This window comes from Eikenella sp. NML03-A-027 (assembly GCF_001648395.1).
Classification (GTDB): domain Bacteria; phylum Pseudomonadota; class Gammaproteobacteria; order Burkholderiales; family Neisseriaceae; genus Eikenella; species Eikenella exigua.
Window position 1 is genome coordinate 352,735 of the sequence record NZ_LXSM01000016.1, and the last position, 23,525, is coordinate 376,259.

A 23,525-nucleotide genomic window follows, 5' to 3' on the forward strand; every position below is an offset into this window, starting at 1 on the left:
ACCCGCCGCGTCAACCCAACCAACCGGAGACCCCAAACCATGGACAAAAAATACCTCGACCTCCTCGTTTGCCCGCTCACCAAAGGCGCACTCGAATACCATGCCGGCCGCCAAGAATTGTGGAGCCGCCAAGCCAAGCTGGCCTTCCCCATCCGCGACGGCATCCCCATCATGCTGGAAAACGAAGCCCGCCCCCTCACCGAAGAAGAGCTGCACGCATGAGCACCCCGTTTACCGTCATCATCCCCGCCCGCCTGGCCTCCAGCAGGCTACCTGAAAAAGCCTTGGCCGATATTGCCGGTAAACCCATGGTGGTGCGCGTGGCCGAGCGCGCCAAGCTGAGCGAGGCGCAGCGCGTCGTCGTGGCCACCGACCACACCGCCATTGCCGCCGCCTGCTCCGAATACGGCATCGAAGCCGTGCTCACCGGCAAACAGCACGCCAGCGGCACCGCCCGCCTGGCCGAAGCCGCGCTGCTGTTGGGCATGGCCGATGAAGACATCGCCGTAAACGTGCAGGGCGACGAGCCGCTGATCGACCCCGCCCTCATCAACCGCACCGCCGAATTGCTCGGCAGCAGCAGCGCGCAAATGGCCACCGCCGCCCACCCGATTGCCGACGCGGCCGAGTTTCTCAACCCCAACTGTGTGAAAGTGGTGCTCGACCAACGGCGCAACGCCCTCTATTTCAGCCGCGCCCCCATCGCCTGGCCGCGCGACGCTTTCGCCGAAACGCAAGCCGTGCTGCCCGAAGGGTTTGCCCCGCTGCGCCATATCGGCCTATATGCCTACCGCGTGGGCTTTTTGCACCAATACGTCGGCCTGCTGCCCTCACCGCTGGAAAGTATCGAATCGCTCGAGCAGCTGCGCGTGTTGTGGCACGGCGGCAAAATCGCCGTAACCGTGTGCGACAACGCCCCCGCCGCCGGCGTAGACACCGCCGAAGATTTGCGGCGCGTACGCGATTGGTTTGCCCGGCATCCCGAAGAGGCTAGCTGAAAATAAATAGCTCGGCTGAGCAAAGCCAATATGGTTTTAACTTCGTTGAAGCTGATGCTTTCAGGTAGCCTGTTCTCCCGAGACAGCTTGCCTCCGTCTCCGCCTTGAACGACCGCTTTTAAGGAGTTGTGTTATGCGTTTGCTCTGCCGCGTTGGTTTCTCCGCTCTCCTGATTGCTGTTGCCCTCTCTGCCGCTTATTTTGCGAACACCACCCGCCCGCCGCAAAATCCCGCTGCCCGCGCCAAAGCTGTTCGGCTGCCTGAAACCATGCCGCCGCCCGCATCGGCACAGGTCGGCAACGCGGATAAGGCGCCGCCCATCGTCCGCGCCGCCCGCAGCCAAATCGGCCAAACCGTGCGCTATGACCCCGCCTATACTGCGCTAGATTATCCGATGGGCGATGTGCCGATAGCAAAAGGAGTGTGCACCGATGTGGTGATTCGCGCACTGCGGCAGCAGGGCATAGACTTGCAGCAGCTGGTTCACCAAGACATGAAAGCGAATTTTTCCGCCTACCCGAACCGCTGGGGGCTAAAACGCCCCGACCCGAATATCGACCACCGCCGCGTGCCGAATCTGGAGGTTTATTTCGCACGGCACGGCTGGGCGGTGCAAGACGGATACCGCGCGGGCGACATCGTTATCTGGCGGTTGGCAGGCAGCAGGCTGCCGCATATCGGCATCGTATCCGACCGCAAACAGGGTGATACACCGCTGATTATCCACAATATCGGCGCAGGCACGCGCGAAGAGGACATCCTGTTCCGCCACGAAATCGTCGGTCATTTCAGGCAGCCCGCCAATAGGGCACCGTGAAGTGGCGGCGCGGCCAAGCCCGATGCTGTTTTTCAGGTAGCCTCCTCACGCCAAGCAGGCTACCTGAAATTAACATCTGCCTAACAAAGAAACGAATATGACCACACCCGACAACACCGTCCGCCTTTCCAAACGCATGGCCGAGCTCGGCCTCTGTTCGCGTCGCGAAGCCGATGCCTATATCGAGCGCGGCTGGGTGAGCGTGAACGGCGAGAAAGCCGTGCTCGGCCAAAAGGTGGGCGCTGGCGACCGCATCGAGCTGCACCGCGCCGCGCATGAAGAACAGGCCGGGCGGGTGACCATCCTGCTGCACAAGCCTGTGGGCTTTGTGAGCGGGCAGGCTGAAAAAGGCTACCGCAGCGCCGCCGAGCTGGTTACCGAAGCCAACCATTGGCCGGAAGACCGAAGCCCGCAAAAGCTTAAAGCGGCACACCGCCACGGCCTCGCCCCCGCCGGCCGGCTGGATATCGATTCGGTTGGGCTGCTAGTGCTCACGCAAGACGGACGCGTGGCCAAAAGCCTGATTGGCGAAAACAGCGGCGTGGAGAAAGAATATCTGGTGCGGGTGAAGGGCAAACTTTCCGAAGAAGGCCTGCGTCTGCTAAACCACGGCCTGAAGCTAGACGGTGAAGCGTTGCGGCTGGCCAAGGTGTCGTGGCAAAACCAAGACCAGCTGCGTTTTGTGCTGAAACAGGGCAAAAAACGCCAAATCCGCCGCATGTGCGAGCTGGTGGGGCTGCGCGTGGTGGGGCTCAAGCGCATCCGCATCGGCAAGGTGAAACTCGGTGCGCTGCCGCCGGGGCAGTGGCGTTATCTGGCGCCGCACGAGCGGTTTTGATTGGGAAGATAGCGGATTAAAATAAGAATGCTACAGTGTTGTCTCGCCTAGCTGTACTACCTATACTGTGTCCGCGGCTCGCCGCCTTGTCTCATTCTTATTTTAATCCACTATGAATATGCTAAAGGCTACCTGAAAATACGGCACGGCAGAGTTTTTGCGAAGTTGGAGTTTCAGGTAGCCTTTAGTGTATTCATTTGGGACAGGTGTTGTGATTTCAGGTAACGTGTATGCTGTGTTCTTCGCTTGTTCCTGCAGTTGATTTGAGAAAAACTGCAATCAAAGCTATACGCCCGGGCGACGGCTATGGCAAAATGCCTGCTTGATTTTATTTCTGTATATTTTAAGGAGTGCCACCATGTCCATCAGCAATGTAGTTCGCATGATTGAAGAGAACGATGTCCGTTTCGTTGATTTGCGATTCACCGACACTAAAGGCAAACAGCACCATTTCACCGTGCCCGCCGCGGTGGTGCTGGACGATCCGGAGGAGTGGTTTGAAAACGGCCATCCGTTCGATGGTTCGTCTATCGGCGGCTGGAAGGGCGTTCAGGCCTCCGATATGATGCTGCGCCCCGACTCGGTTACTGCCTTCATCGACCCTTTCTACGATGATGCCACCGTGGTGCTCACTTGCGATGTGATCGATCCGGCCAGCGGCCAAGGCTACGACCGTGACCCGCGCTCCATCGCCCGCCGTGCCGAAGCTTATTTGAAAGCCAGCGGCGTGGGCGACACCGCCTATTTTGGCCCCGAGCCTGAATTTTTTGTGTTCGACGGCATTGAGTTTGAAACCCATATGCACAAAGCCCGCTTCGAAATCAGCTCCGAAAGCGCCGCGTGGTCGAGCGGCCTGCATTTGGACGGCCAAAATACTGGCCACCGCCCGATGGTGAAAGGTGGCTACGCCCCCGTTGCGCCGGTGGATGCCGGGCAGGATTTGCGCTCCGCCATGGTCAATACCTTGCAGGAAATCGGCATTGAAGTGGAAGTGCACCATGGCGAAGTGGGCACCGGCAGCCAGATGGAAATCGGTACTAAATTCAGTACCTTGGTACACCGTGCTGACCAAACCCAAGACATGAAATACGTGATCCACAACGTGGCGCACAACTTCGGCAAAACCGCCACCTTCATGCCCAAACCTTTGATGGGCGACAACGGCAGCGGTATGCACGTGCATCAATCCATTTGGAAAAACGGCCAAAACCTCTTCGCCGGCGACGGCTATGCCGGCTTGAGCGACACCGCCCTTTACTATATCGGCGGCATCATCAAGCACGCCAAAGCGCTGAATGCCATCGCCAACCCCTCCACCAACTCCTACAAACGTCTCGTGCCGCATTTTGAAGCGCCCACCAAGCTGGCTTATTCCGCCAAAAACCGCTCCGCTTCCATCCGCATTCCCACCGTGCACAGCGTGAAAGCCCGCCGCGTTGAAGTGCGTTTCCCGGATCCTACCGCGAACCCCTATTTGATGTTCGCCGCGCTGTTGATGGCTGGGCTGGATGGTATCCAAAACAAAATCCATCCCGGTGATCCGGCCGACAAAAACCTCTACGACCTGCCGCCGGAAGAGGATGCATTGGTGCCGACCGTGTGTGCCTCTTTGGAAGAAGCCTTGTTCGCCCTCAAAGCCGACCACGAATTCCTCCTGCGCGGCGGCGTGTTCAGCCAAGACTGGATCAACAGCTACATCGCCTTCAAAGAAGAAGACGTGCGCCGCATCCGCATGGCGCCGCACCCGCTGGAATTTGAAATGTATTACTCGCTGTAAGGCAGAATGAAAAGGCTACCTGAACAATCAGGTGGCTTTTTTATACCGAATGTTTGCCCTGGCTGCTGCCTTTCGCAGGTTCAGGTAGCCTTTGTCCCATGATTGCACGAGACAAAATGGCGGCAGATTGAGCAAAATCGGATAGTTTGGAGCAGAGGAATGCCAGTATGATGCCACCTGTTTTAAATTATCCAAGCAATAAGGAACACATCATGGGCGCACGCCGCAAATTTCCGATTCCGCTCAGTTATTTCAGCACCACCATCGGCCTATTCGCGTTGGGTTTGTCGTGGCGCTATGGCGCAGCGGCAGGCCTGATGCCGGCTTGGCCGAGTGAATGGCTGCTGGCAGCGGCGTTTGTGGTGTGGTTGGTGCTGGTGGCGGCTTACGTTTGCAAGATATTGGCTTATCGCGATGATTTTTTAAGCGACTTAACTGATTTGGTGCAATGCTGTTTTCTCAGTGCCATTCCGATTACCACCACCTTGGCAGGCATTGCTGGACTGCCGTATGCCGCCGGGGCGGCACGCGTGCTGGTGTATGCCGGCATTTCTGGGCAGCTGGCGTTTGCCATGTATCGTGCTGCCGGGCTGTGGCGCGGGCTGCACAGCTTGGCAGCCACTACGCCGGTGATTTATCTGCCTACGGTGGCTGCTAATTTCGTGAGTGCCACGGCGCTAGATGTGCTGGGGAAGCATGATTATGCGGTGTTGTTTTTCGGTGCGGGGCTGCTGTCTTGGTTTAGCCTGGAGGCGGCGATTTTAGGCAGGCTGCGCACGGCGGTGGCGGTTGCACCGCAGGTGCGCGGGATAGTGGGCATCCAGCTTGCGCCGGCCTTTGTGGGCTGTGGGGCGTATTTTGCGGTGAACGGCGGCGCAATCGACATTTTTGCGCTGGCCTTGATGGGATACGGCTGTTTGCAGTTTCTGCTGTTGCTGCGCCTGCTGGGCTGGTTTGCCGAGGGCGGGTTTAGCATGAGCTGGTGGAGCTTCTCGTTCGGCTTGGCGGCCATGTGCGGCGGCGGGTTGCATCTGCTGGAGGCGGGCAGGTTGGTGTGGCTGGGCACGGTGCTGGCGGTAAGTGGCTCGGCTGGGGTGGCACTGCTGTTGGCGGGAACGTTGTATTTGGTGTGGCAGGGGCGGTTTTTGGTGCGTTAGGCTGCTTATGCCCTTGTTGTAAAGGTTAAAGGCTACCTGAAAACGGTTTATACGGTTTCAGGTAGCCTTTTTGTAGCAGAGGAAGGTATCAGAGCAAATCCAATTGCGCTAAAGCCCGTTGCAGCTGGTCGGCCGTCCAGTGGTTGCTGGCGGCGAGGGTCATGAGGGCGGTGGCGGTTTCGATGTTGCATTTGCCGCCGCCCACTGCGCCGGCCTGGCGCAGGGCGTTGCCTTGGGCGTAGGCGGTGCCGGTGCGGCCGTAGTGGGCTTGGCTGATGTTGAGCAGCAGGCCGCCGTTTTGGGTGAAGTGTTGCACGGCGGCGAGCAATTCGGGGCTGGCGGGGGCGTGGCCTTGGCCGTAGGAAAGCAGGATGGCGGCTTCTTGGGGGAAGTGGCGCAGGCTGTGGGCGATTTGCTCGGGGCTGCTGCCGGGGGTAAGCAGGTGGCTGCACACGCGGGCGGCTGGGTTGAATCTGGTGGGCAGGCCGCTGAGGCGGCGGGGTGGGGTGCTAGGCTGCCAGGTGTTGAAGTGGGCGTTGTCGAAGCCTTGGTCGAGCTCGGTGCTGCATTTGCTACTGCCGATGGCGGGGTAGAGCCGGCCGCCGAAGGCGATAACGGTGCTGTGCAGTTGGGGGTTTTGCAGGGCGGCGATGGCGGTTTGCAGGTTGGCGGGGGCATCGCTGTTGGCGGCGTGGTAGGGCTTTTGCGCGCCGGTGAGGACGATGGGTTTGCCGCCGTTGTCGAGCGCAAGGGCGAGGAAGTTGGCGGTGTAGGCGAGGGTGTCGGTACCGTGCAAGACGAGGATGCCGTCGTGCTCGGGCAGGGCGGCTTGCAGGATGGCGAGCCATTCTGCCCAATGTTGGGTGGTGATGTTGGAGCTGTCGATCAGGGGCTGGCAGATGTGCCAGTGAAACACGGCTTGTTCGGCATAGGGCTGCAGGGCTTGTTCGGCGAGCTGGGCATCGGGAACGAGGCCGTTGGGGCTGGGCTTCATGCCGATGGTGCCGCCGGTGTAGAGGACGAATATTTTTTGCATGGCGGGATGGTTTGCTGGAAATGGGATATGGGATTATAGGGGCTAGTTGGAAAGTTGGGGTAGGGGATTGGGGTTTCTTTTTCAGGTAGCCTTGGTGTGTTGGTGGGATGAAGCACAGGCTACCTGAAAAACCAATTAGTCGGTGTAAACAGGCAAATAGGGCTGGATTAGGTTTGCGGGCAGGTGTGCGGTTTCGTGCGGCAGATAGGTGCCGGCGTAGATGTGTTCGCCGATGGCGGGGTCGTGTACGAACCAATCGTAGTAGGCTAATTCGCCTTGGGCATCAAACCAGTCGCAGCGGGCGGTTTGTGCATTGATGTGGTAAGAGTGGGTGTAGCACAGAAGCTGGAGGCCGTTGCCGGTGTCGCGGTAGTCGGCAAAACCGTCTTCTTGTGCGAAGGGCGGAGTGTGGTAGTGATAAATCCGGCAGGCTGTGATGCGGCCGGCAGCGGCTGTGTAGCAAAAGAAGCCGCGTATGCGGTTTTGGGAGTCGAATTCGGCGGTGGTTTGGCTGATGAGCTGGCCTTGTTCGTTGAGCTCGGTGGTGCAGACGGCAATGTCTTGATGATTGCGGATAATGATGAATTGGCGGTTGGAATCGGGATCGAGTGTGAGCATGGCATGGCTTAAAGGCTACCTGAAAAGCGTTTTGCTTTTCAGGTAGCCTTTTAGTTAGCTGATGGAATTACTGAACTTTAATCAGTTTAACATCGAATACCAGCACGGAGTTGGGCGGAATGCTGGGGTTGCCTTTGTCGCCGTAGGCGAGTTCGGCGGGGATGTAGAGGGTGTATTCGCCGCCTTCTTTCATCAGTTGCAGGCCTTCGGTCCAGCCTTTGATCACGCCGTCGAGCTTGAAGGTAGCGGGTTCGCCGCGTTTGATGGAGCTGTCGAACACGGTGCCGTCGAGCAATCTGCCTTCGTAGTGTACGGTTACAGTGCTCTTAGCAGTAGGCTGTTTGCCGGTGCCCTCGGTTTTCACGCTGTATTGCAGGCCGGAGGGAGTGGTTTTCACGCCTTCTTTGGCTTTGTTGGCTTCGAGGAAGGCTTTACCTTCTTCCAGCTGGCGGGTGGCCAGTTTGCCCATCTGGGCAGTGTGGTATTGCTGCAGGATGTTGTTGGCTTCTTCGTCGCTCACGGGCAGCGGCTGGCTGGCCATACCGGCCTGCAGGCCTTTAATCAGGGTGGCTTGGTCGAAATCTAAGATAGTGTTGGCGTCGCCCAGCTGTTGGCCTTGCAGGTAGCCGATGAGGTAGCTGGCTTTTTGCTGTTCGGTCATGCCGGCCAATACGTCGGAGGCGGCGGCAGGGCCTGAAGCGGCAGCGGGGCCGGATGCGGTTGAAGCTGCGGCAGGGGAAGATGCGGCCGGAGCAGAGGCGCTGCCGGAAACGGGCTGTTGGTTACAGGCGGCCAGGGCGAATACCACGGCGGCGGCCAGCAGGCCGGTGCGGAATGTGTTGGTTTGCATAAAACTCCCTAATATGAATGAAAAGAAACAACAGCGGGCATTACATCATTTCTGCCGTGCCGTTTCAATCGGTTTTACCTGAATTAAAAGGTCTCGGCTTGTTTTTTCGCGGCGGAAGTGATGAAATTCCGCCTTTGCACCGAACACACAGAAAGATTTGCTATGCAACCTGTTTGCCTGCCGCGCGGCCCGATTATGGCCGATGTTGCCGCCTACCGCTTGAGCGAGGAGGAAAAACAACGCCTGCTGCACCCCGCCGTGGGTGGCGTGATTTTGTTTCGCCGCAATTACCAAAACCGCAGCCAGCTTCAGGCTTTGTGTGCCGAAATCAAGGCTTTGCGTACGCCGGAGTTGGTGATTGCCGTGGATCATGAGGGCGGGCGCGTGCAGCGCTTTATCGAAGGCTTCACCCGCCTACCGGCCATGAGCACGCTGGGCGGCATTTGGGAAAAGCAAGGCCAAGCAGCGGCAGAAGCGGCGGCGGAACAGGTGGGTTGGGTGTTGGCGACAGAATTGCGCGCTTGCGGGGTGGATTTGTCGTTTACGCCGGTGTTGGATTTGGATTGGGGACAGTGCGCCGTGATCGGCAACCGCAGCTTCCACTGCCAAGCCGACACCGTTACCACGTTGGCGCTGGCGCTACAACGCGGGCTCAACCGGGGCGGTATGCAAAGCTGCGGCAAACACTTCCCCGGCCACGGCTTTGTTTCCGGCGACAGCCACCACGTGTTGCCCGAAGACCCGCGCAACCTGGCCGAACTGATGGCGGCAGATATCCAGCCTTTCCGCGCCCTGGCTGCCGAGGGCATGGCCGCCGTGATGCCCGCGCATGTGGTGTACCCGCAGGTGGACAAACAACCTGCCGGTTTTTCGAGCATCTGGCTGCAACAAATTTTGCGCCAGGATTTGGGTTTCAACGGCGTGATTTTCTCCGACGACCTCACCATGGAAGGCGCCAGCATGGCCGGCGGCATCCGCGAGCGGGCAGCGCAATCTTTTGCCGCCGGCTGCGATATCGTGCTGGTGTGCAACCGCCCCGATTGGGTGGATGAGCTGCTCGAAGGCTTCAGGCTACCTGAAAACCCGCAACTGGCCGCCCGCTGGCAATACATGGCCGGGCGCGGCACACCAAGCGATTACGCCGCAGTAATGCAGCAGCCCGCATTCCAAGCCGCCCAAGCCTTCACTGCCGCACTCTCCTCGCCGCAAGATTTGGCTGGTGGTGTGAAAGTGGGCGAGGCGTTTTAAGGAGAATACTTATGCTGAACCCGAAAATTTTCAGCCTGCCGGAAGAAGAGCTGTCGGTAAAAGACGTGCCGCAGGGCTATGCCATCGTTTCCGACCAGGTTGCCAAAGAAGGCATGCCGATTCGTTTTCTGTATCGGGAAGAGCCTGATTCGGCCTTCCCGCCCGATAGCGGCTGGCGGATGTTTTCCAGTTTTGAAGACGATGATTATGCCGACAATGCGGCCAACTTCCACCTCTACAGCCTGCAACGCATGGCTAACTACCAGCCGGCGATCGCCAAATTGCTGCACAGCTCCACCGGCTCGGTGTTTGAGCAGGATTTACACCAGCCGGATTTTGTGGCGGTGAGCGATTGGGAGATTCCGCAGGAGTGAGCTTGGTGTCATCATTGTGATGGCGGGCGGTATAGAGGCTACCTGAAGTGGTTTTTTGATTTTCAGGTAGCCTTTTGTTGTGGCCGGGTAAGCCAGGCTGATCAATTAGCTTGTGGCCAATTCAAAATATTTCTGCATCACCAGCAGGTTGGTGATCAGTTCTTGCCTGTGGTTGAAGAAGGGCTGCATATAGGCGTTGGCGTTGCGGATGATGCGTTCGGCGGCGTAGGGGTGTTGTTGGTAGAAGGCGAGTTTTTCTTCGAAATCGCTGTAGTCTGGCTGGAGGTGGACGTAGTGGACTTCAGGCTGCAGCAGGCCCTCCAGCAGCCAAGTTTCGTAGGCGGGGGTGGTCATGAAACAGAGGGAGCGGGAGGCGAGTATCCATTTGAGGTTGGTGGCGACGTCGTTGCCTTCGATGCTGAGGATGTATTTGTATTGCAGCTGTTGGCCTACGCTCATGAAGCTGCGGTGGTAGGGCTGGCCGATGGATTGTTTGTGTACGCAGCCGACGTCGCACAGAGGGTGGTTGTGGTATTGGCGCAAGAAGCGCAGGCGCTGTTCTTGGAAGGCGGCGCCGCGCCAGATGAGTTGGTTGCGTTTGGCGGCAAATGGGGTGCGGTCGGGGTAGATGTAGAAATGGCGCACGCTGTCGAGCTTGAGTAAAACGGAGTATTGGTTGTCGCTCCGGATAGGGCGGCTTTTCACGAAGGCGGGCTGGGCGGAGATGTGGGTGACATCGCCGAATTCGTAGGCGAAGCGGGCTTCTGCCGGGAAGTAGCGCAGGAGGGTGGCGAGGTCGTAGTAGTAGGCGGAGGTGTGGCTGCCGCGTTTGAAGTTACCAGCTTGGCCTACCGGGGTGAGGCTAGCTGAAAGGGTAAACGGCTGGTTTTGCCGGTTGCAGTAGTCCACGCGCTGCCGGATTTGCTGCTGGGTTTCGCTGGGGAGGCGGACAAACTCGGCCAATACGGGCTCGATGGATTTGGCGAGTAAGCGGTGTGGCAACAGGCCGAATGGACTGTGGCGGGTGTAGTAGGCGAGTTTGTGCAGGCGGCGGTGGTAGATGCCGAGATCGATGGGCATGGCGGTTTAGCAGGGTTGTATCAGTTGTTTGGCTTCCTGGCGTTTGAGCTTCCAGCCGTGGGAGTAAACGAGGCAGGTGAGGTAGTATTTTGATTCTATGCGGAATAGGGGGATGAAGAAGAAGGTGAATTTGGTGTAGGCATTGGTGATGTGTAGATTAACGCGGTTGTTGCAGTTGCCGCAGAGGCAGCTTTCGCCGAGGTCGTCAAAATAGCCTTTACTGCCCCAGATGAAGATCATGGCGATTTCTCTTTGTACTTATATGGTTATGTGTGAAAGCCGAGCCAGCACGTTGCGGCCGGCTCGGCTGGTTTAGCTTATACGATTTCGGCTTTGGTGATCACTACGGGCTCAACCGGCACATCGTCGTGGTAGCCGTGGCGTTTGGTGGCAACACCTTCGATAGCATCAACTACATCTTGGCCTTCCACCACTTTGCCGAATACGGCGTAGCCCCAGCCGTGCAGGCTGGGGGAGGTGTGGTTGAGGAAGTCGTTGTCTTTGGTATTGATAAAGAATTGAGAGGAGGCACTGTGCGGGGCCTGGGTACGCGCCATGGCGAGGGTGTATTTATTGTTTTTCAGGCCGTTTTGTGCTTCATTTTTAATCGGGGCGCGGGAGGGCTTTTCCTGCATGTTTTCGTCCATGCCTCCGCCCTGAATCATGAAACCTTTGATCACGCGGTGGAAAATAAGGCCGTCGTAGAAGCTGTCTTTCACGTATTGTTCGAAGTTGGCAGCGGTTTCGGGGGCTTTTTCGTGGTCGAGCTCGATGCCGATAGTGCCGAAGTTGGTATGGAGTTTGATCATGTTTGCCGTCCTGTAATGGGTTGGAGGAAAGGGAAGAGTTTACCTGAAAAACAGTTTGGGGTTTCAGGTAGCCTTTTTATGTTGGGATTATTGCGAAAGAACGCGTACTTGGCGGATAACGATGGGCGTGCGCGGCACGTCTTGATACATATCCACGGTGCCGGTGGGCACACCGGCGATTTTGTCCACCACTTCCTTACCGGCAGTTACTTTGCCGAACACGGCATAGCCGTAGCCGCGTGCGGTGGGGGCGGTGTGGTTGAGGAATTCGTTGTCTTTCAGGTTGATGAAAAACTGGCTGGTGGCGGAGTGCGGCTGGGCCGTGCGCGCCATAGCGACGGTGTAGCGGTTGTTTTTCAGGCCGTTGGCGGCTTCGTTGTCGAGGGCGCGGCGGATGGGGGCTTTTTCGGCCATTTGGGCGGTGAGGCCGCCGCCTTGGATCATGAAGCCGGGAATCACGCGGTGGAAGATGGTGCCGTTGTAAAAGCCGCTGCGGGCGTAGGCGAGGAAGTTTTCTACGGTTTTCGGCGCGCGGGTTTCATCCAGGGAAAGCTCGATATTGCCTTGGCTGGTTTCAAGCAACACGCGGGTTTCGGCGTGGGCGGCGAGGGCGGAGCAGCCGAGTACGGCGGCTAGGATGAGTGTGCGGAACGGTTGGTTCATGATGTTGGTTAAGATATGGAAATGAATAAAGGCGTTAGGGTAAAGGCTACCTGAAAATTTTGCAAGCATGGCTAAAGTACTTCTGCCGGCCGCGTTAGCTGGCGTTGCGGTATTGCTCATGCTGTTTGCAGCCCTCGCCTGGCAAGAAGAAAGAAAGGCTTTCACTGTCATAGAATGCCGGTTATGGTGGGGAGAGTTGTTTGCAATACAGAACTCATTGATTGTGTTAAAATCGTCCGCTTTTTACATTCTAATTTTCCACAAAGGCACACCCATGATTTCCACTTCCGGCATCACCATGCAGTTTGGCGCGAAGCCGCTGTTTGAAAACGTCTCCGTCAAATTCGGCGAAGGCAACCGCTACGGCCTCATCGGCGCGAACGGTTCGGGCAAATCCACCTTCATGAAGATTTTGGGCGGCGATTTGGAGCAGACCAGCGGCGAAGTGGCGATTGAACACGGCGTGCGTTTGGGCAAGCTGCGCCAAGACCAGTTTGCCTACGAAGACATGCGCGTGCTGGACGTGGTGCTGATGGGACACACCGAAATGTGGGCGGCGATGACCGAACGCGACGCGATTTACGCCAACCCCGAAGCCACCGAAGAAGACTATATGCACGCGGCCGAACTGGAAGCCAAGTTTGCCGAATACGACGGCTACACCGCCGAAGCGCGCGCCGCCGAATTATTGAGCGGCGTGGGCATTGCCGAAGAACTGCACAACGCCACCATGGCGGAAGTCGCCCCCGGCTTCAAGCTGCGTGTGTTGCTGGCGCAAGCCCTGTTCTCCAAACCCGACGTGTTGCTGTTGGACGAGCCGACCAACAACTTGGACATCAACACCATCCGCTGGCTGGAAGGCGTGCTGAACCAATACGATTCCACCATGATTATCATCAGCCACGACCGCCACTTCCTGAACGAAGTCTGCACCCACATGGCGGATTTGGACTACAACACCATCACCGTTTATCCCGGCAATTACGACGACTATATGCTCGCCAGCGCACAATCCCGCGAGCGCGCATTGAAAGACAACGCCAAAGCCAAAGAAAAATTGCAGGAATTGCAAGAATTTGTGGCGCGGTTTAGTGCCAACAAATCCAAAGCCCGCCAAGCCACCAGCCGCTTGAAACAGGCCGATAAAATCAAAGCCGAAATGGTGGAAGTGAAACCGTCTACCCGCCAAAACCCGTATATCCGCTTTGAAACCGACGAGAAAAACAAGCTGCACCGCCAAGCCGTGGAAGTGGAAAACTTGGCCAAATCGTTTGATAATACCTTGTTTGAAAAGCTGTCTTACATTCTGGAAGCAGGACAACGCCTCGCCATCATCGGCCCGAACGGCGCGGGCAAATCCACTCTGCTGAAACTGTTGGCTGGTGCGTTTGACGAAAAACTTTCCGACATCAAACCCGATGCAGGCAGCATCAAATGGGCGGAAAAAGTCACCGTCGGCTACTATCCGCAAGACCACGAAAACGACTTCGACTGCGACATGGACCTGACCGAATGGATGCGCCAATGGGGGCAGGAAGGCGACGACGAGCAAGTGATTCGCGGCACGCTCGGCCGTTTGCTGTTCGGCAGCAACGACGTGGTGAAGAAAGTGAAAGTGCTCTCCGGCGGTGAAAAAGGCCGTATGCTCTACGGCAAACTGCTGTTGCTGCGCCCCAATGTGCTGATTATGGACGAACCCACCAACCACATGGACATGGAAAGCATCGAGTCGCTGAACATGGCGCTGGAAAAATATAAAGGTACGCTGATTTTCGTATCGCACGACCGCCAATTTGTATCCTCGCTTGCCACCCAGATTATCGAGCTCGACGGCAAAGGCGGCTTCGAGTACTACATGGGTGATTACGAAGGCTACTTAGCCAAGAAAAGCTTGGTGTAACACCAAAGGCTACCTGAAAGAGAAATCAATTTTCAGGTAGCCTTTTCCAGATGGTTCAAATAAAAATATAAAAAAAGGGAAAGCATGTTCACACTCAATGGATTTGGCACCACATTTGTTGGCGAATGCGATTACGATCCGGACGGCACTTACATCACCACGGCATGGATTGTGGCTTTATGGATACCGCTGATTCCGCTGTATAGCGCACGGATTTTGTCGGTGGAACCGACCATGTTCTCTGGGCAATATCGAATAACAGTATTGCACCTGGGTATATTGCTGCTGCTTGCAGTGGCGGTATGTAGGCTAGTGTGGTGGCGGTGGCATGGCAAACGTACCGGGCCACGCGAGTTTATGCGTTTGGAGGAAGAGGGTATCCGTTATTGTTTATCGGGTGCGGGCGAAGGTTTTGTAGCTTATGAATGGTTGCAATTTGTGAATTTGCGGGGTGAAATTTTCCCAGCAAATTGTTATTGCAATACCGCATGCCGGAACAGGCCGGCGTAGTGCCGCAAACGCTCAGTTTGAATTTAAATCGGATTAAGCCGTTGTCTGCGGCCGGCAACCGGGTGTGGCTTAACAGCGCGGGGAATGCTTTGGAATTGGCGGAGGAAATCAGAAATCGCTGCCGGCCGGGGCAGTTGTATGGCAAATTAATGTATTGATTGCCGGTTTGGCGTGATGCTGTGTTTTCAGGTAGCCTTTACATGGAAAAGGCTACCTGAGAACTTAAATGCTTAAGCGCCTTCTTGCTCCAGCACAAATCTTGCGCCTTTGTCTTGCGCCAAGAGTTCGGCGAGGGCAGGCAGGTTGGCGGCGAGCTGTTCGGCCAGCAGATAGGGCGGATTGATAACGAACATGCCGCTGCCGTGCATGCCGAAGCCGTCGCTGCGCGGGGCATGGGCATGCAGTTTGGCTTGCAGCCAATGGGTAACGGGCAGTTTGCGCAGTTCGGCGGGTATCTGGCGGCTTTCTTCACGCGAAAGGCAGGGATACCACAGCAAATAGCAGCCGGTGGCGAAGCGACGCAGGGCGGCCTGCAGGGTTTTGACTACTTGGCGGTAGTCTTGTTTTTGTTCGTAAGGCGGGTCGATGAGGATCAGGGCGCGGCGGGGCGGGGGCGGCAGGAGGGAAATCAGGCCTGGGTAGCCGTCGCTTTGTTTGGCGATGATGCGGTGGTCGGCGCGGGTGTTTTCCTGCAGCAGGGCGAAGTCGGCGGGGTGCAGCTCAAACAGTCGCATTTTGTCGCTGTCGCGCAGCAGGCTTTGGGCGAGGCGGGGCGAGCCGCAATAGAAGTCGGGCGCGGGCAGGATATGGCGCAGGTGTTGGCGGAATTGTTCCAGCTCGGCGGGCAAGGCAGGCGTGGCGAGCAGGCGGCTGATGCCTTGTTGGTGTTCGCTGGTTTTTTGTGCGGCATCGTCTGTCAGGCGATATAAGCCGGCACCGCTGTGGGTGTCGATATACCAATAGGGTTTGTCTTTGCGGTTGAAGTAGCTGAGAGTAAGAAACAGGATAAAATGTTTGAGCATGTCGGCATGGTTGCCGGCATGGAAGGCGTGGCGGTAGCTGAGCATGGGGTGGCGCTGAGTTAGGAAAAGCGGCATTTTATAGCGGGTTGGTTGGCTTCCGCTACTTTGGCTAAATATTGCAGATAAAAAAAGGTGTGGCAGTTGGCCACACCTAAACACACACACATCAAGAGGAAAATGAATCCAATGTTGCAAGAAACAGGAGTATCTCTATTTCAACCAACCAGCTTTGCTTGCCAGCCGGGCACTAAATCCTTTCAACTTGGAAGGAATTATAAAGATAATGGCTGGGAGAAATATTGACCAAAATCAAATGAACGACAATTCATAGCCAGAAAGTTTGGCAATTTATGCGTAAAAGAGGCTCCGTTAGCAAATTATCGGTGTGTTCCGGCTTTTCAGGTAGCCTCAAATAGCTTAAACGGGCTGCCACAGGGTGTGCCGGCATGCTAAAATGTCTGTATATTAACAAGATGCCGTGCAACAGAACAGTTAGCGGGCAGGGGAATGACCCTTGCCAACCGGCCTTAACTAGGGAGTGGCAGCATGCGGCCTGGCCGCAATAGCCGCCAAAAGAAAGATTTAAATACGGTTGGAACGAATGATTAAATTTGCACTCGGGCGCAAAGCCGTTAAGCTGGTGAAAACAAATCGGACCGAGCAGGATAATCTGCCTGATGCCGAAGCCTACTACCGCCGTGCCCAACAGCTGCTGGAAGCAGAAGACACCCGCGAAAAAGCCGTGGCCGATATGCTCCAAGCCGCCGAAATGGGGCACCAGCAGGCGCAATACGAACTGGGCGAGTGGAACCGCCAAGGCCAAAATGTGCCGCAAAACTATGCCACCGCACTATATTGGCTGGAGCGTGCCGCCGCTTCAGGCTACCTGAAAGCCGCCTACAGCCTGGCTTTGATGCAGGCCAACGGCGAAGGTATGCAACAAGACGTATTAGCCGCCAGCCAAGTGATGCAGCATCTGGCTGCGCAAAAATTCCCGCCGGCTATCGTGTGGCTGATGGAAAACGCGGCCGCCCACGGCCAGCACCAAAAAGCCTTTGCCTGGGCCTCCCATGCCGCCGCGCTGGGCGAACCGCAGGCGCAATATCATATGGCCTATGCCCTCCTGCACGGATTGGGCACCAAAACCGACGTGCGCCAAGGCATCAGCTGGCTCAAACGTGCTGCCGAACAGGACTACGGCGATGCGCAATGGCAGCTCGCCCGCCTGTATGAAACCGGCCGCTTCGGCGGCATGGACAAAGCCAAAGCCTTGCATTGGTATGAGCGTGTGGCTGCCAAAGGCGTGGTGGCTGCCCAAAGCAAGGCCGGGCATATGCGGCTTAACGGTATCGGCTGCGCTGCCGACCCCAAGGCCGCCGTACAATGGATTATCCAAGCTGCCAACGCCAACGACTCGGAAGCACTGAACCTGCTGGCCAAACAGCTACTCACCGGGCAGGGCATCCAGCAAAACTTCGATGCCGCCGTGCGCTGCCTGGAGCAAGCCGTGCGTTTGGGTAATGCCGACGCCATGTATCAGATGGGCGATGTGTACCGCTACGGCTTAGGTGTATCTAAAGATGACAAACTGGCGCGGCAATGGTATGAACAGGCCGTGCTCAACGGGCATGAAGAAGCCAAAGAAAAGCTGGCCGAGCCGGTGAAACCCCAGCGCCGTGCGTCCGATCCGGTGTGCCACTTGCCCGATCCGGAAGAACAGCTGGCCGAAGAACACTACCGGCAAGCCTTCGTTTGCCACTTTGGCCTCAATGGTGCGACCCAAGACATCGGCCAAGCCTTCTCGCTCTATAAAGCCGCCGCCGAATACGGCCTGCCGCGTGCGCAAACCAACCTCGGCATGATGTTTTTCCTTGGCGAATTTGTGGGTAAAGACTACGAAAAAGCCGCTGCTTGGTTTAAAAAAGCCGCCCTCCGGCACGACCCTGTGGCGCATTACAACCTCGCCTGCCTCTACTACCACGGCTGGGGCGTGCGCGCCAACGCCGGCGAAGCGATTTCCCACCTTAAAGCCGCCATCGCGCAAGGCCATAAGAACGAAGGCGAGTGGCAGAAGCTCTTGGAGCAATGGCAGGAAGAATTGGCTTAGGGCTGCCTGAAATCAAAAGGCTACCTGAAAAATGGCAAACGGTTTTTCAGGTAGCCTTTATATGCAGTGATGGCGAAACGCAACGCCTGCCTTAAAATATTTCACCGCAGGCACCGCCTGCCTGCACTTTAAACCCGCAGCATCCGCCCTTATTTGCCGCTTAGAATTTACTCAAGGCCGACTTGCCCGCAAACCCCGCTTTGCGCCACAATAAGCCCATCCCGCATAACACAGAAAAAGGAATAAATCATGTCTGAGATTGATCACAGCGATCCTATTATCTTCACTGAAAGCTGCTGCAATAAGGTAGCCGAGCTGATTGCCGAAGAAAACAACCCCGATTTGAAACTGCGCGTGTTCGTGAACGGCGGCGGCTGCTCCGGCTTCCAATACGGCTTCACTTTCGACGAAATCGTGAACGACGACGACTTCCAAATCGAAAAAAGCGGCCTCGTTTTCCTAATCGACCCGATGAGCTACCAATACCTGCTCGGCGCGGAAATCGACTACACCGAAGGCCTGCAAGGCTCGCAGTTCGTTATCCGCAGCAACCCGAATGCCGTAACCACTTGCGGCTGCGGTTCTTCGTTTTCAGTTTGATTGATTCAAGCGCATGAATAAAAGGCTACCTGAAAGTTTCAGGTAGCCTTTTAAACAAGAATGCTACAGCGTTGTCTTGCCTTGCCGTATTACTCATACTGACGGTGACTTGCCGCCTTATCTGTAATCCGCTATATATTGAATGGCATAAAAAAGCCGGCTGGAAACAGCCGGCTGGTTTTATTTCAAGCGAGGCGATCCCAGCTATCTGCTTATGCGCCGTATACCGGGAATTGGTCGCACAAGGCTTTCACTTCGTCAGCCACGCGAGCCAGGTTGGCTTCGTCTTCGGGTTTGTCCAGCACATCGGCCACCAGATTCGCCAGTTTGCGGGCGGCAGCTTCGTCGAAGCCGCGGGTGGTGATGGCGGCGGTACCTACGCGGATGCCGGAAGTAACGAAGGGTTTTTCCGGGTCGTTCGGGATGGCGTTTTTGTTGATGGTAATCAATGCGTTGCCCAGTGCGGCTTCAGCAGCTTTGCCGGTGATGTGTTTCGGGCGCAGATCCACCAGGAAAACGTGGCTTTCGGTGCGGCCGGAAATGATGCGCAGGCCGCGTTTTACCAGCTCTTCGGCCATGGCGGCGGCATTGATTTTCACTTGTTTGGCGTATTGCTTGAATTCAGGCGACAGGGCTTCTTTGAAGGCCACGGCTTTAGCGGCAATCACATGCATCAGCGGGCCGCCTTGCAGGCTGGGGAAAATAGCGGAGTTGAGCGCTTTTTCGTGGGTGTTGTCACGGCACAGAATCACGCCGCCGCGCGGGCCGCGCAGGGTTTTGTGGGTGGTGGTGGTAACGAAGTCGGCGTGCGGCACGGGGTTGGGGTATTCGCCGGCGGCAATCAGGCCGGCGTAGTGTGCCATGTCCACAAACAGATACGCGCCTACTTTATCGGCGATTTGGCGGAATTTCGCCCAGTCGATTTCCAAGGCGTAGGCGGAGGCGCCGGCCACAATCATTTTGGGTTTGTGCTCAAGCGCGAGGCGTTCCACTTCGGCGTAGTCGAGCACTTCGTTTTCGTCCAGGCCGTAGGTGATGGCATTGTAGAGCTTGCCGGAAATGTTTACCGATGCACCGTGGGTAAGGTGGCCGCCGTGGGCGAGGCTCATGCCGAGGATGGTGTCGCCGGGTTTCAATACGGAGGCATACACGGCTTGGTTGGCCTGCGAGCCAGAGTGGGGCTGTACGTTGGCATAGGCGGCGCCGAACAGTTTTTTCACGCGCTCGAGGGCGAGTTCTTCGGCCACGTCCACGTGTTCACAGCCGCCGTAGTAGCGCTTGCCGGGGTAGCCTTCGGCGTATTTGTTGGTGAGCTGGCTGCCTTGGGCTTCCATCACAGCGTAGCTGGCATAATTTTCGGAGGCAATCAGTTCGACGTGGTCTTGTTGGCGGTGCTCTTCAGCGGTAATAGCAGCGGCGAGTTTGGGGTCATATTGTTCGATGGTGATGCTGCGGGAAAACATGCTTGGATCTCCTTTAGTAAAGGCAATGGTAGGACGCTGGTGGTGTCGGGGGCGCTGTATTGTAGCTGAATTCGGTGGTTATAGTTAAGGTACTTACTTGCTTCTTACTGCGTTGGCTTGCTTTGCGGTACTACTTGTACTGTGTGCTGTACTGTTCAGTGGTCTCGCCGCCTTGTATGAAAATATTATAGCCTGACCTAGATAGCCAGGACAGACTATCTCTTACCATTTGTTTCAACATGGTAATCTGAGACTTCATTTCGTTGTTGTTAAATCGCCATTCGCACTCTTTCAAATACAGCTCGAAATACTTTTTTCGGAATACCGTTGAACTTGCATAAATGATGTTTGGCCCGGTTCTAGAAATTCTCAACCCCGTTAATGTGGTTTTGCCTGCCTGCAAAATGAGTGTGGTAATTAATGTGCAAGCGGCTAAACTCGCTAACATCCAATACGTTGGGATACTGTAACAATCGGTATAAGCTACGCTGTCCGGCCTTATCTGCTCCCGGATAATCGGCAGTAGGGTAGTCGCTAATATTGGCTACGGTAACGGTGTAAACCTTGCCATTACGCTTTAACAGCCCGAATACCACAACTTTGCCGGCTGTTCCGAGACTGCGTTTGCCTTTGCGGCCGCCTTCCAAATAACTTTCATCTGCGAGAAAGGCTATCTGAAATTTTTAGGCAGCCTTTTAACGGGTGGCAAGATATAGAGAGAAGATTGGGTGATGAACGTTTGCCGAATTACGGTGCGAGGTTGTCTTGCAGCCATTTCAGGTAGACTTCCGCGCCGCCGGATACGGGCAGCAGCAGGATTTGCTGGCAATCGTAGCTGTGGTGTTCGAGGATGAGGCGTTCAACGGCGGGATAGTGCCGAGTGGCGGTTTTGATGGTGAGGCGAATTTCATTGTCGCAGCAGAGTTTGCCCTGTCAGATGTATTGGCTTTGAATGGTTTCGTATTGCACGCAGGCGGCGAGTTGATGTTGCAGCAAGAGGCCGCTGATGCGTTCGGCTTCGGCTTGGCTGGGGCAGGTGGTGAGGACGATGGCGGGTTGGCAGGCGGACATGGTGGTAAGGAGAAGATAGGGTTTCAGGTAGCCTTTCCAATTCAAAGGCTACCTGAAACCGGTCGGCTTATTTTTCCAACAGGCCGGGCACGAAGCGCAGCAGGGTGTCGCGCAGGGGGATGAGTTTGCCGTGGAAGAAGTGGGAGGATTGGGGCAGCACAACCACGGGGATGTCTTGCGGGGCGGCCCAGCTGAGGGCGTTGGCCAGCGGCACCACTTCATCAATTTCGCCGTGGATCACCAAAGTGTGCGCCGGGTCGGCGGCTTGGGCGGCGGGCACTTCATACATGCCCACGGCTGGGCCGAGCAGTACGAGGGCATCGGGGCGGCGCTGCTGGGCGGCAAACAGGCTCACGTAGCCGCCGAAGGAGAAGCCGGAAATGATGAGTTGGGCGGCATGGGGGTGTTGGCTCTGGGCGTAGTCGATTACGGCGAGGCAGTCGTCGGTTTCGCCGCGCCCGTAGTCGTGCTCGCCTTCGCTTTCGCCCACGCCGCGCAGATTGGGCAGGTAGCAGTGGAAGCCTAGGCGGGCATAAACTTTGGCGGCGGTTTGGATTACTTTGTTGGTGAACGTGCCGCCGTGCAGGGGATTGGGGTGGTTGATGACGGCCACGCCGCGCTCGGGGGCTTCGGGCGGCAGGTAGATGGTGTGCAGGCGGCCGGCGGGGCCGTTTATCCAGAGTAGGTGTTGTGGAGTTAGCATAGTTTTTTAGTTTGTGAATGAGATTCATAGTAATTTAATTTTAAAGCAAGACGGCGTTGGCTTGCCTTGCTGTACTACTATACTATCTGCAGCTCACCGCCTTGTCCTGATTTAAACTTAATCCACTACAAGTTTCAGGTAGCCTGAATGGGTTTGAGGGCTACCTGAAAACTAGTGGCAGGTAATGCTCTAGGCCTAGCCAAGGAACAGGCGGTAGGCGGTGTTGTCGGTTTGTTCGGTGTGCACATAGCCCAGCTCTTGCAGGAAGGTGGCAAAGGCTTGGTTGTCAGCGGGTGGTATGTCGATACCCACCAGCACACGGTCATAATCCGAACTGTGGCTGAGGTAGTGGAACAGGGTAATGTTCCAACTGCTCTGCATGCGGTCGAGGAAGTAGGCCAACGCACCGGGGCGTTTGGGAAATTCAAAACTGAACAAACGTTCGTGCGCTACTTTGCCGGTATGCCCACCCACCATGTAGCGAATGTGAATTTTAGCGGTTTCATTTTTGGTAAGGTTGGTGTTGGGCAGGCCGGCGGTGGTGAGCGCGGCACTGACTGCGGCCAGGTCGGCTGCGCCTTTACTTTGGATACCCACAAAGATGTGGGCGGTGGAGTTGTCGCTGTAGCGGTAATTGAACTCGGTGATGTTTCGGTTACCCAATATGTTGATGAATTTTAGGAAACTACCGGGCTGCTCGGGGATCGATACGGCAAAAATACTTTCGTTGCTCTCGTCCAGCTCGCTGCGCTCGGAAACATGACGCAAGCTATGGAAATTGATGTTGGCGCCGCTGGTGACAGCAATCAGGGTTTGGTCTTGCGCCTGCTCGCGGGCGATGTAGGCTTTGAGGCCGGCCAAGGCCAGCGCACCGGCGGGCTCGCAGATGCTGCGGGTGTCATCGAAAATATCTTTGAGCGCGCCGCAGATGGCGTCGGTGTCCACCGTGATGATTTCATCCAAAAATTCGCGGCACAGGCGGAAAGTTTCTTCGCCTACCAGCTTCACCGCCGTGCCATCTGAAAACAAGCCAACGTCTTTAAGCTCGACCAGTTGGCCGTGTTCGATGGAGGTTTTCATGGCGCAGGAATCGTGGGTTTGCACGCCGATTACCTTGATTTCGGGGCGTACTTGTTTGATGAACACGGCCACGCCGGCTGCCAGCCCGCCGCCGCCGATAGGTACGAACACGGCATCAATCGGTTTGGAGTGCTGGCGCACGATTTCCAGCCCGATGGTACCCTGGCCGGCAATCACATCAGGATCGTCAAACGGCGGGATATAGGTTTGACCGCTGGCGTCAGCAAGCTGCATGGCGTGGTCGTAGGCATCGTTGAACGACACGCCTTTGAGCACCACTTTGCCGCCGCGCGAGCGTACTGCGTCCACCTTAATTTGCGGTGCGGTTTCAGGCATCACGATGGTGGCTTCGCAGCCGAGCTTCTGCGCGGAAAGCGCTACGCCCTGCGCATGGTTGCCGGCGCTGGCGGCAATCACACCTTTTTGCAGCATTTTTGGTGGAAGCTTAGCCATTTTATTGTATGCCCCTCTGATTTTGAAGGAGAAAACCGGCTGTAGGTCCTCGCGCTTGAGCAGAATGCAGTTGCCGGTGTGCGCAGAAAGGTTGCGAGCGAAATCGAGTGGCGTTTCAACAGCCAAGTCGTAAACGGAGGCAGTGAGGATGCGGGTGAGGTAGTCGGTGTAGGGCAGTGGCATGATAGGGTGTTTTGAACGAGACTAAAAAGCAAGATACTCTGTTTGCGCCGCCGCTGGCAAGAAAAATCAGGTTAAACGCTTAGCAAAGCGGGTTTGAATGGCTATAATTAGTGCGATTTTGCTGCATGATTGGCATTTGGCAGCAGTCTATCTGAAAAGTTTTCAGTT

The 23,525-nt window shown here is 56.4% G+C and carries 23 protein-coding genes and 2 pseudogenes; 12 read left to right on the forward strand and 13 right to left on the reverse strand.

Annotated features, from left to right (window positions below):
- The first annotated feature begins 39 nt into the window (after positions 1-39).
- From A7P96_RS07225 to tehA, 6 genes are all read left to right on the forward strand, one after another.
- A complete protein-coding gene (locus A7P96_RS07225; protein WP_049258544.1) occupies positions 40-222 on the forward strand; it encodes a Trm112 family protein in 183 nt (60 codons plus the stop codon).
- Positions 219-998: a 3-deoxy-manno-octulosonate cytidylyltransferase gene (kdsB, locus tag A7P96_RS07230; protein WP_067525909.1), complete on the forward strand. Its 780-nt coding sequence runs from the start codon at positions 219-221 to the stop codon at positions 996-998. Before A7P96_RS07225 ends, kdsB begins: the two co-directional genes overlap by 4 nt.
- A gap of 268 nt (positions 999-1,266) precedes the next feature.
- On the forward strand, positions 1,267-1,815 hold the full coding sequence (locus A7P96_RS07235) for a DUF1287 domain-containing protein (RefSeq protein WP_231863664.1): 549 nt from the start codon (positions 1,267-1,269) through the stop codon (positions 1,813-1,815).
- Between the two features lie 97 nt (positions 1,816-1,912).
- Positions 1,913-2,653, forward strand: a complete 741-nt coding sequence (locus A7P96_RS07240) for a pseudouridine synthase (RefSeq protein ID WP_067525911.1) — start codon at positions 1,913-1,915, stop codon at positions 2,651-2,653.
- Between the two features lie 358 nt (positions 2,654-3,011).
- The gene (gene glnA, locus A7P96_RS07245) at positions 3,012-4,430 is read left to right on the forward strand and encodes a type I glutamate--ammonia ligase (RefSeq protein ID WP_067525913.1); all 1,419 of its coding nucleotides are present in this window, start codon (positions 3,012-3,014) and stop codon (positions 4,428-4,430) included.
- A gap of 212 nt (positions 4,431-4,642) precedes the next feature.
- Positions 4,643-5,587 carry a dicarboxylate transporter/tellurite-resistance protein TehA gene (gene tehA / locus A7P96_RS07250; protein ID WP_067525915.1) on the forward strand — a complete coding sequence of 315 codons (945 nt, stop codon included), beginning with the start codon at positions 4,643-4,645 and terminating at the stop codon, positions 5,585-5,587.
- 88 nt (positions 5,588-5,675) lie between these two features.
- Here tehA and A7P96_RS07255 read toward each other — a convergent pair whose 3' ends face one another.
- The 3 genes from A7P96_RS07255 to A7P96_RS07265 all read right to left on the reverse strand — a co-directional run bounded on the left by A7P96_RS07255 (position 5,676) and on the right by A7P96_RS07265 (position 8,091).
- Positions 5,676-6,623 (reverse strand): asparaginase, encoded by a 948-nt coding sequence (locus A7P96_RS07255; RefSeq protein ID WP_067525917.1) that lies wholly within the window; start codon positions 6,621-6,623, stop codon positions 5,676-5,678.
- Positions 6,624-6,758: 135 nt separating this feature from the next.
- Positions 6,759-7,241, reverse strand: coding sequence for a hypothetical protein (locus A7P96_RS07260; protein ID WP_067525918.1), 483 nt, complete (start codon positions 7,239-7,241; stop codon positions 6,759-6,761).
- A 67-nt stretch (positions 7,242-7,308) separates the two neighbouring features.
- Positions 7,309-8,091 (reverse strand): FKBP-type peptidyl-prolyl cis-trans isomerase, encoded by a 783-nt coding sequence (locus A7P96_RS07265; RefSeq protein WP_067525920.1) that lies wholly within the window; start codon positions 8,089-8,091, stop codon positions 7,309-7,311.
- 162 nt (positions 8,092-8,253) lie between these two features.
- Here A7P96_RS07265 and nagZ point away from each other — a divergent pair, with 162 nt between their 5' ends.
- Together nagZ and A7P96_RS07275 are read left to right on the forward strand one after the other, a co-directional pair.
- Entirely contained in the window at positions 8,254-9,339 is a 1,086-nt protein-coding gene (gene nagZ, locus A7P96_RS07270; RefSeq protein ID WP_067526354.1) for a beta-N-acetylhexosaminidase, read from the forward strand.
- An 11-nt stretch (positions 9,340-9,350) separates the two neighbouring features.
- Entirely contained in the window at positions 9,351-9,713 is a 363-nt protein-coding gene (locus tag A7P96_RS07275) for a DUF2185 domain-containing protein (RefSeq protein ID WP_067525922.1), read from the forward strand.
- Between the two features lie 105 nt (positions 9,714-9,818).
- On the opposite strand, the gene A7P96_RS07280 is transcribed toward A7P96_RS07275, so the two are convergent.
- From A7P96_RS07280 to A7P96_RS07295, 4 genes are all read right to left on the reverse strand, one after another.
- On the reverse strand, positions 9,819-10,793 hold the full coding sequence (locus tag A7P96_RS07280; protein WP_067525925.1) for a glycosyl transferase family 90: 975 nt from the start codon (positions 10,791-10,793) through the stop codon (positions 9,819-9,821).
- 6 nt (positions 10,794-10,799) lie between these two features.
- The gene (locus A7P96_RS07285; protein WP_067446754.1) at positions 10,800-11,033 is read right to left on the reverse strand and encodes a zinc-ribbon domain-containing protein; all 234 of its coding nucleotides are present in this window, start codon (positions 11,031-11,033) and stop codon (positions 10,800-10,802) included.
- Between the two features lie 77 nt (positions 11,034-11,110).
- Entirely contained in the window at positions 11,111-11,602 is a 492-nt protein-coding gene (locus tag A7P96_RS07290) for a peptidylprolyl isomerase (protein WP_067446756.1), read from the reverse strand.
- An 87-nt stretch (positions 11,603-11,689) separates the two neighbouring features.
- Positions 11,690-12,265 carry a peptidylprolyl isomerase gene (locus A7P96_RS07295; RefSeq protein ID WP_067526355.1) on the reverse strand — a complete coding sequence of 192 codons (576 nt, stop codon included), beginning with the start codon at positions 12,263-12,265 and terminating at the stop codon, positions 11,690-11,692.
- A 274-nt stretch (positions 12,266-12,539) separates the two neighbouring features.
- On the opposite strand from A7P96_RS07295, the gene A7P96_RS07300 reads away from it, so the two are divergent.
- Positions 12,540-14,165: an ABC-F family ATPase gene (locus tag A7P96_RS07300; RefSeq protein ID WP_067525927.1), complete on the forward strand. Its 1,626-nt coding sequence runs from the start codon at positions 12,540-12,542 to the stop codon at positions 14,163-14,165.
- 84 nt (positions 14,166-14,249) lie between these two features.
- Complete coding sequence (locus A7P96_RS10395; RefSeq protein ID WP_082887938.1) at positions 14,250-14,675, forward strand: hypothetical protein; 426 nt, start codon at positions 14,250-14,252, stop codon at positions 14,673-14,675.
- A 230-nt stretch (positions 14,676-14,905) separates the two neighbouring features.
- Here A7P96_RS10395 and A7P96_RS07310 read toward each other — a convergent pair whose 3' ends face one another.
- A complete protein-coding gene (locus A7P96_RS07310) occupies positions 14,906-15,742 on the reverse strand; it encodes a 23S rRNA (adenine(2030)-N(6))-methyltransferase RlmJ (RefSeq protein ID WP_067526356.1) in 837 nt (278 codons plus the stop codon).
- 556 nt (positions 15,743-16,298) lie between these two features.
- Here A7P96_RS07310 and A7P96_RS07315 point away from each other — a divergent pair.
- Both A7P96_RS07315 and erpA read left to right on the forward strand, forming a co-directional pair.
- Positions 16,299-17,804, forward strand: a complete 1,506-nt coding sequence (locus tag A7P96_RS07315; protein ID WP_067525930.1) for an SEL1-like repeat protein — start codon at positions 16,299-16,301, stop codon at positions 17,802-17,804.
- A 249-nt stretch (positions 17,805-18,053) separates the two neighbouring features.
- Positions 18,054-18,404 (forward strand): iron-sulfur cluster insertion protein ErpA, encoded by a 351-nt coding sequence (gene erpA / locus A7P96_RS07320; RefSeq protein WP_067525932.1) that lies wholly within the window; start codon positions 18,054-18,056, stop codon positions 18,402-18,404.
- 212 nt (positions 18,405-18,616) lie between these two features.
- Here erpA and glyA read toward each other — a convergent pair whose 3' ends face one another.
- From glyA to ilvA, 5 genes and pseudogenes are all read right to left on the reverse strand, one after another.
- Entirely contained in the window at positions 18,617-19,867 is a 1,251-nt protein-coding gene (gene glyA, locus A7P96_RS07325; protein WP_067525934.1) for a serine hydroxymethyltransferase, read from the reverse strand.
- A 130-nt stretch (positions 19,868-19,997) separates the two neighbouring features.
- Positions 19,998-20,526, reverse strand: a pseudogene (locus A7P96_RS10400) (IS1595 family transposase); the annotation flags it as partial.
- Between the two features lie 88 nt (positions 20,527-20,614).
- Positions 20,615-20,938: pseudogene (gene cutA / locus A7P96_RS07335) on the reverse strand (divalent-cation tolerance protein CutA).
- A gap of 67 nt (positions 20,939-21,005) precedes the next feature.
- Positions 21,006-21,641, reverse strand: coding sequence for an alpha/beta hydrolase (locus tag A7P96_RS07340; RefSeq protein ID WP_067525935.1), 636 nt, complete (start codon positions 21,639-21,641; stop codon positions 21,006-21,008).
- Positions 21,642-21,836: 195 nt separating this feature from the next.
- Complete coding sequence (gene ilvA, locus A7P96_RS07345; protein WP_067525936.1) at positions 21,837-23,357, reverse strand: threonine ammonia-lyase, biosynthetic; 1,521 nt, start codon at positions 23,355-23,357, stop codon at positions 21,837-21,839.
- Between the last annotated feature and the right edge of the window lie 168 nt (positions 23,358-23,525).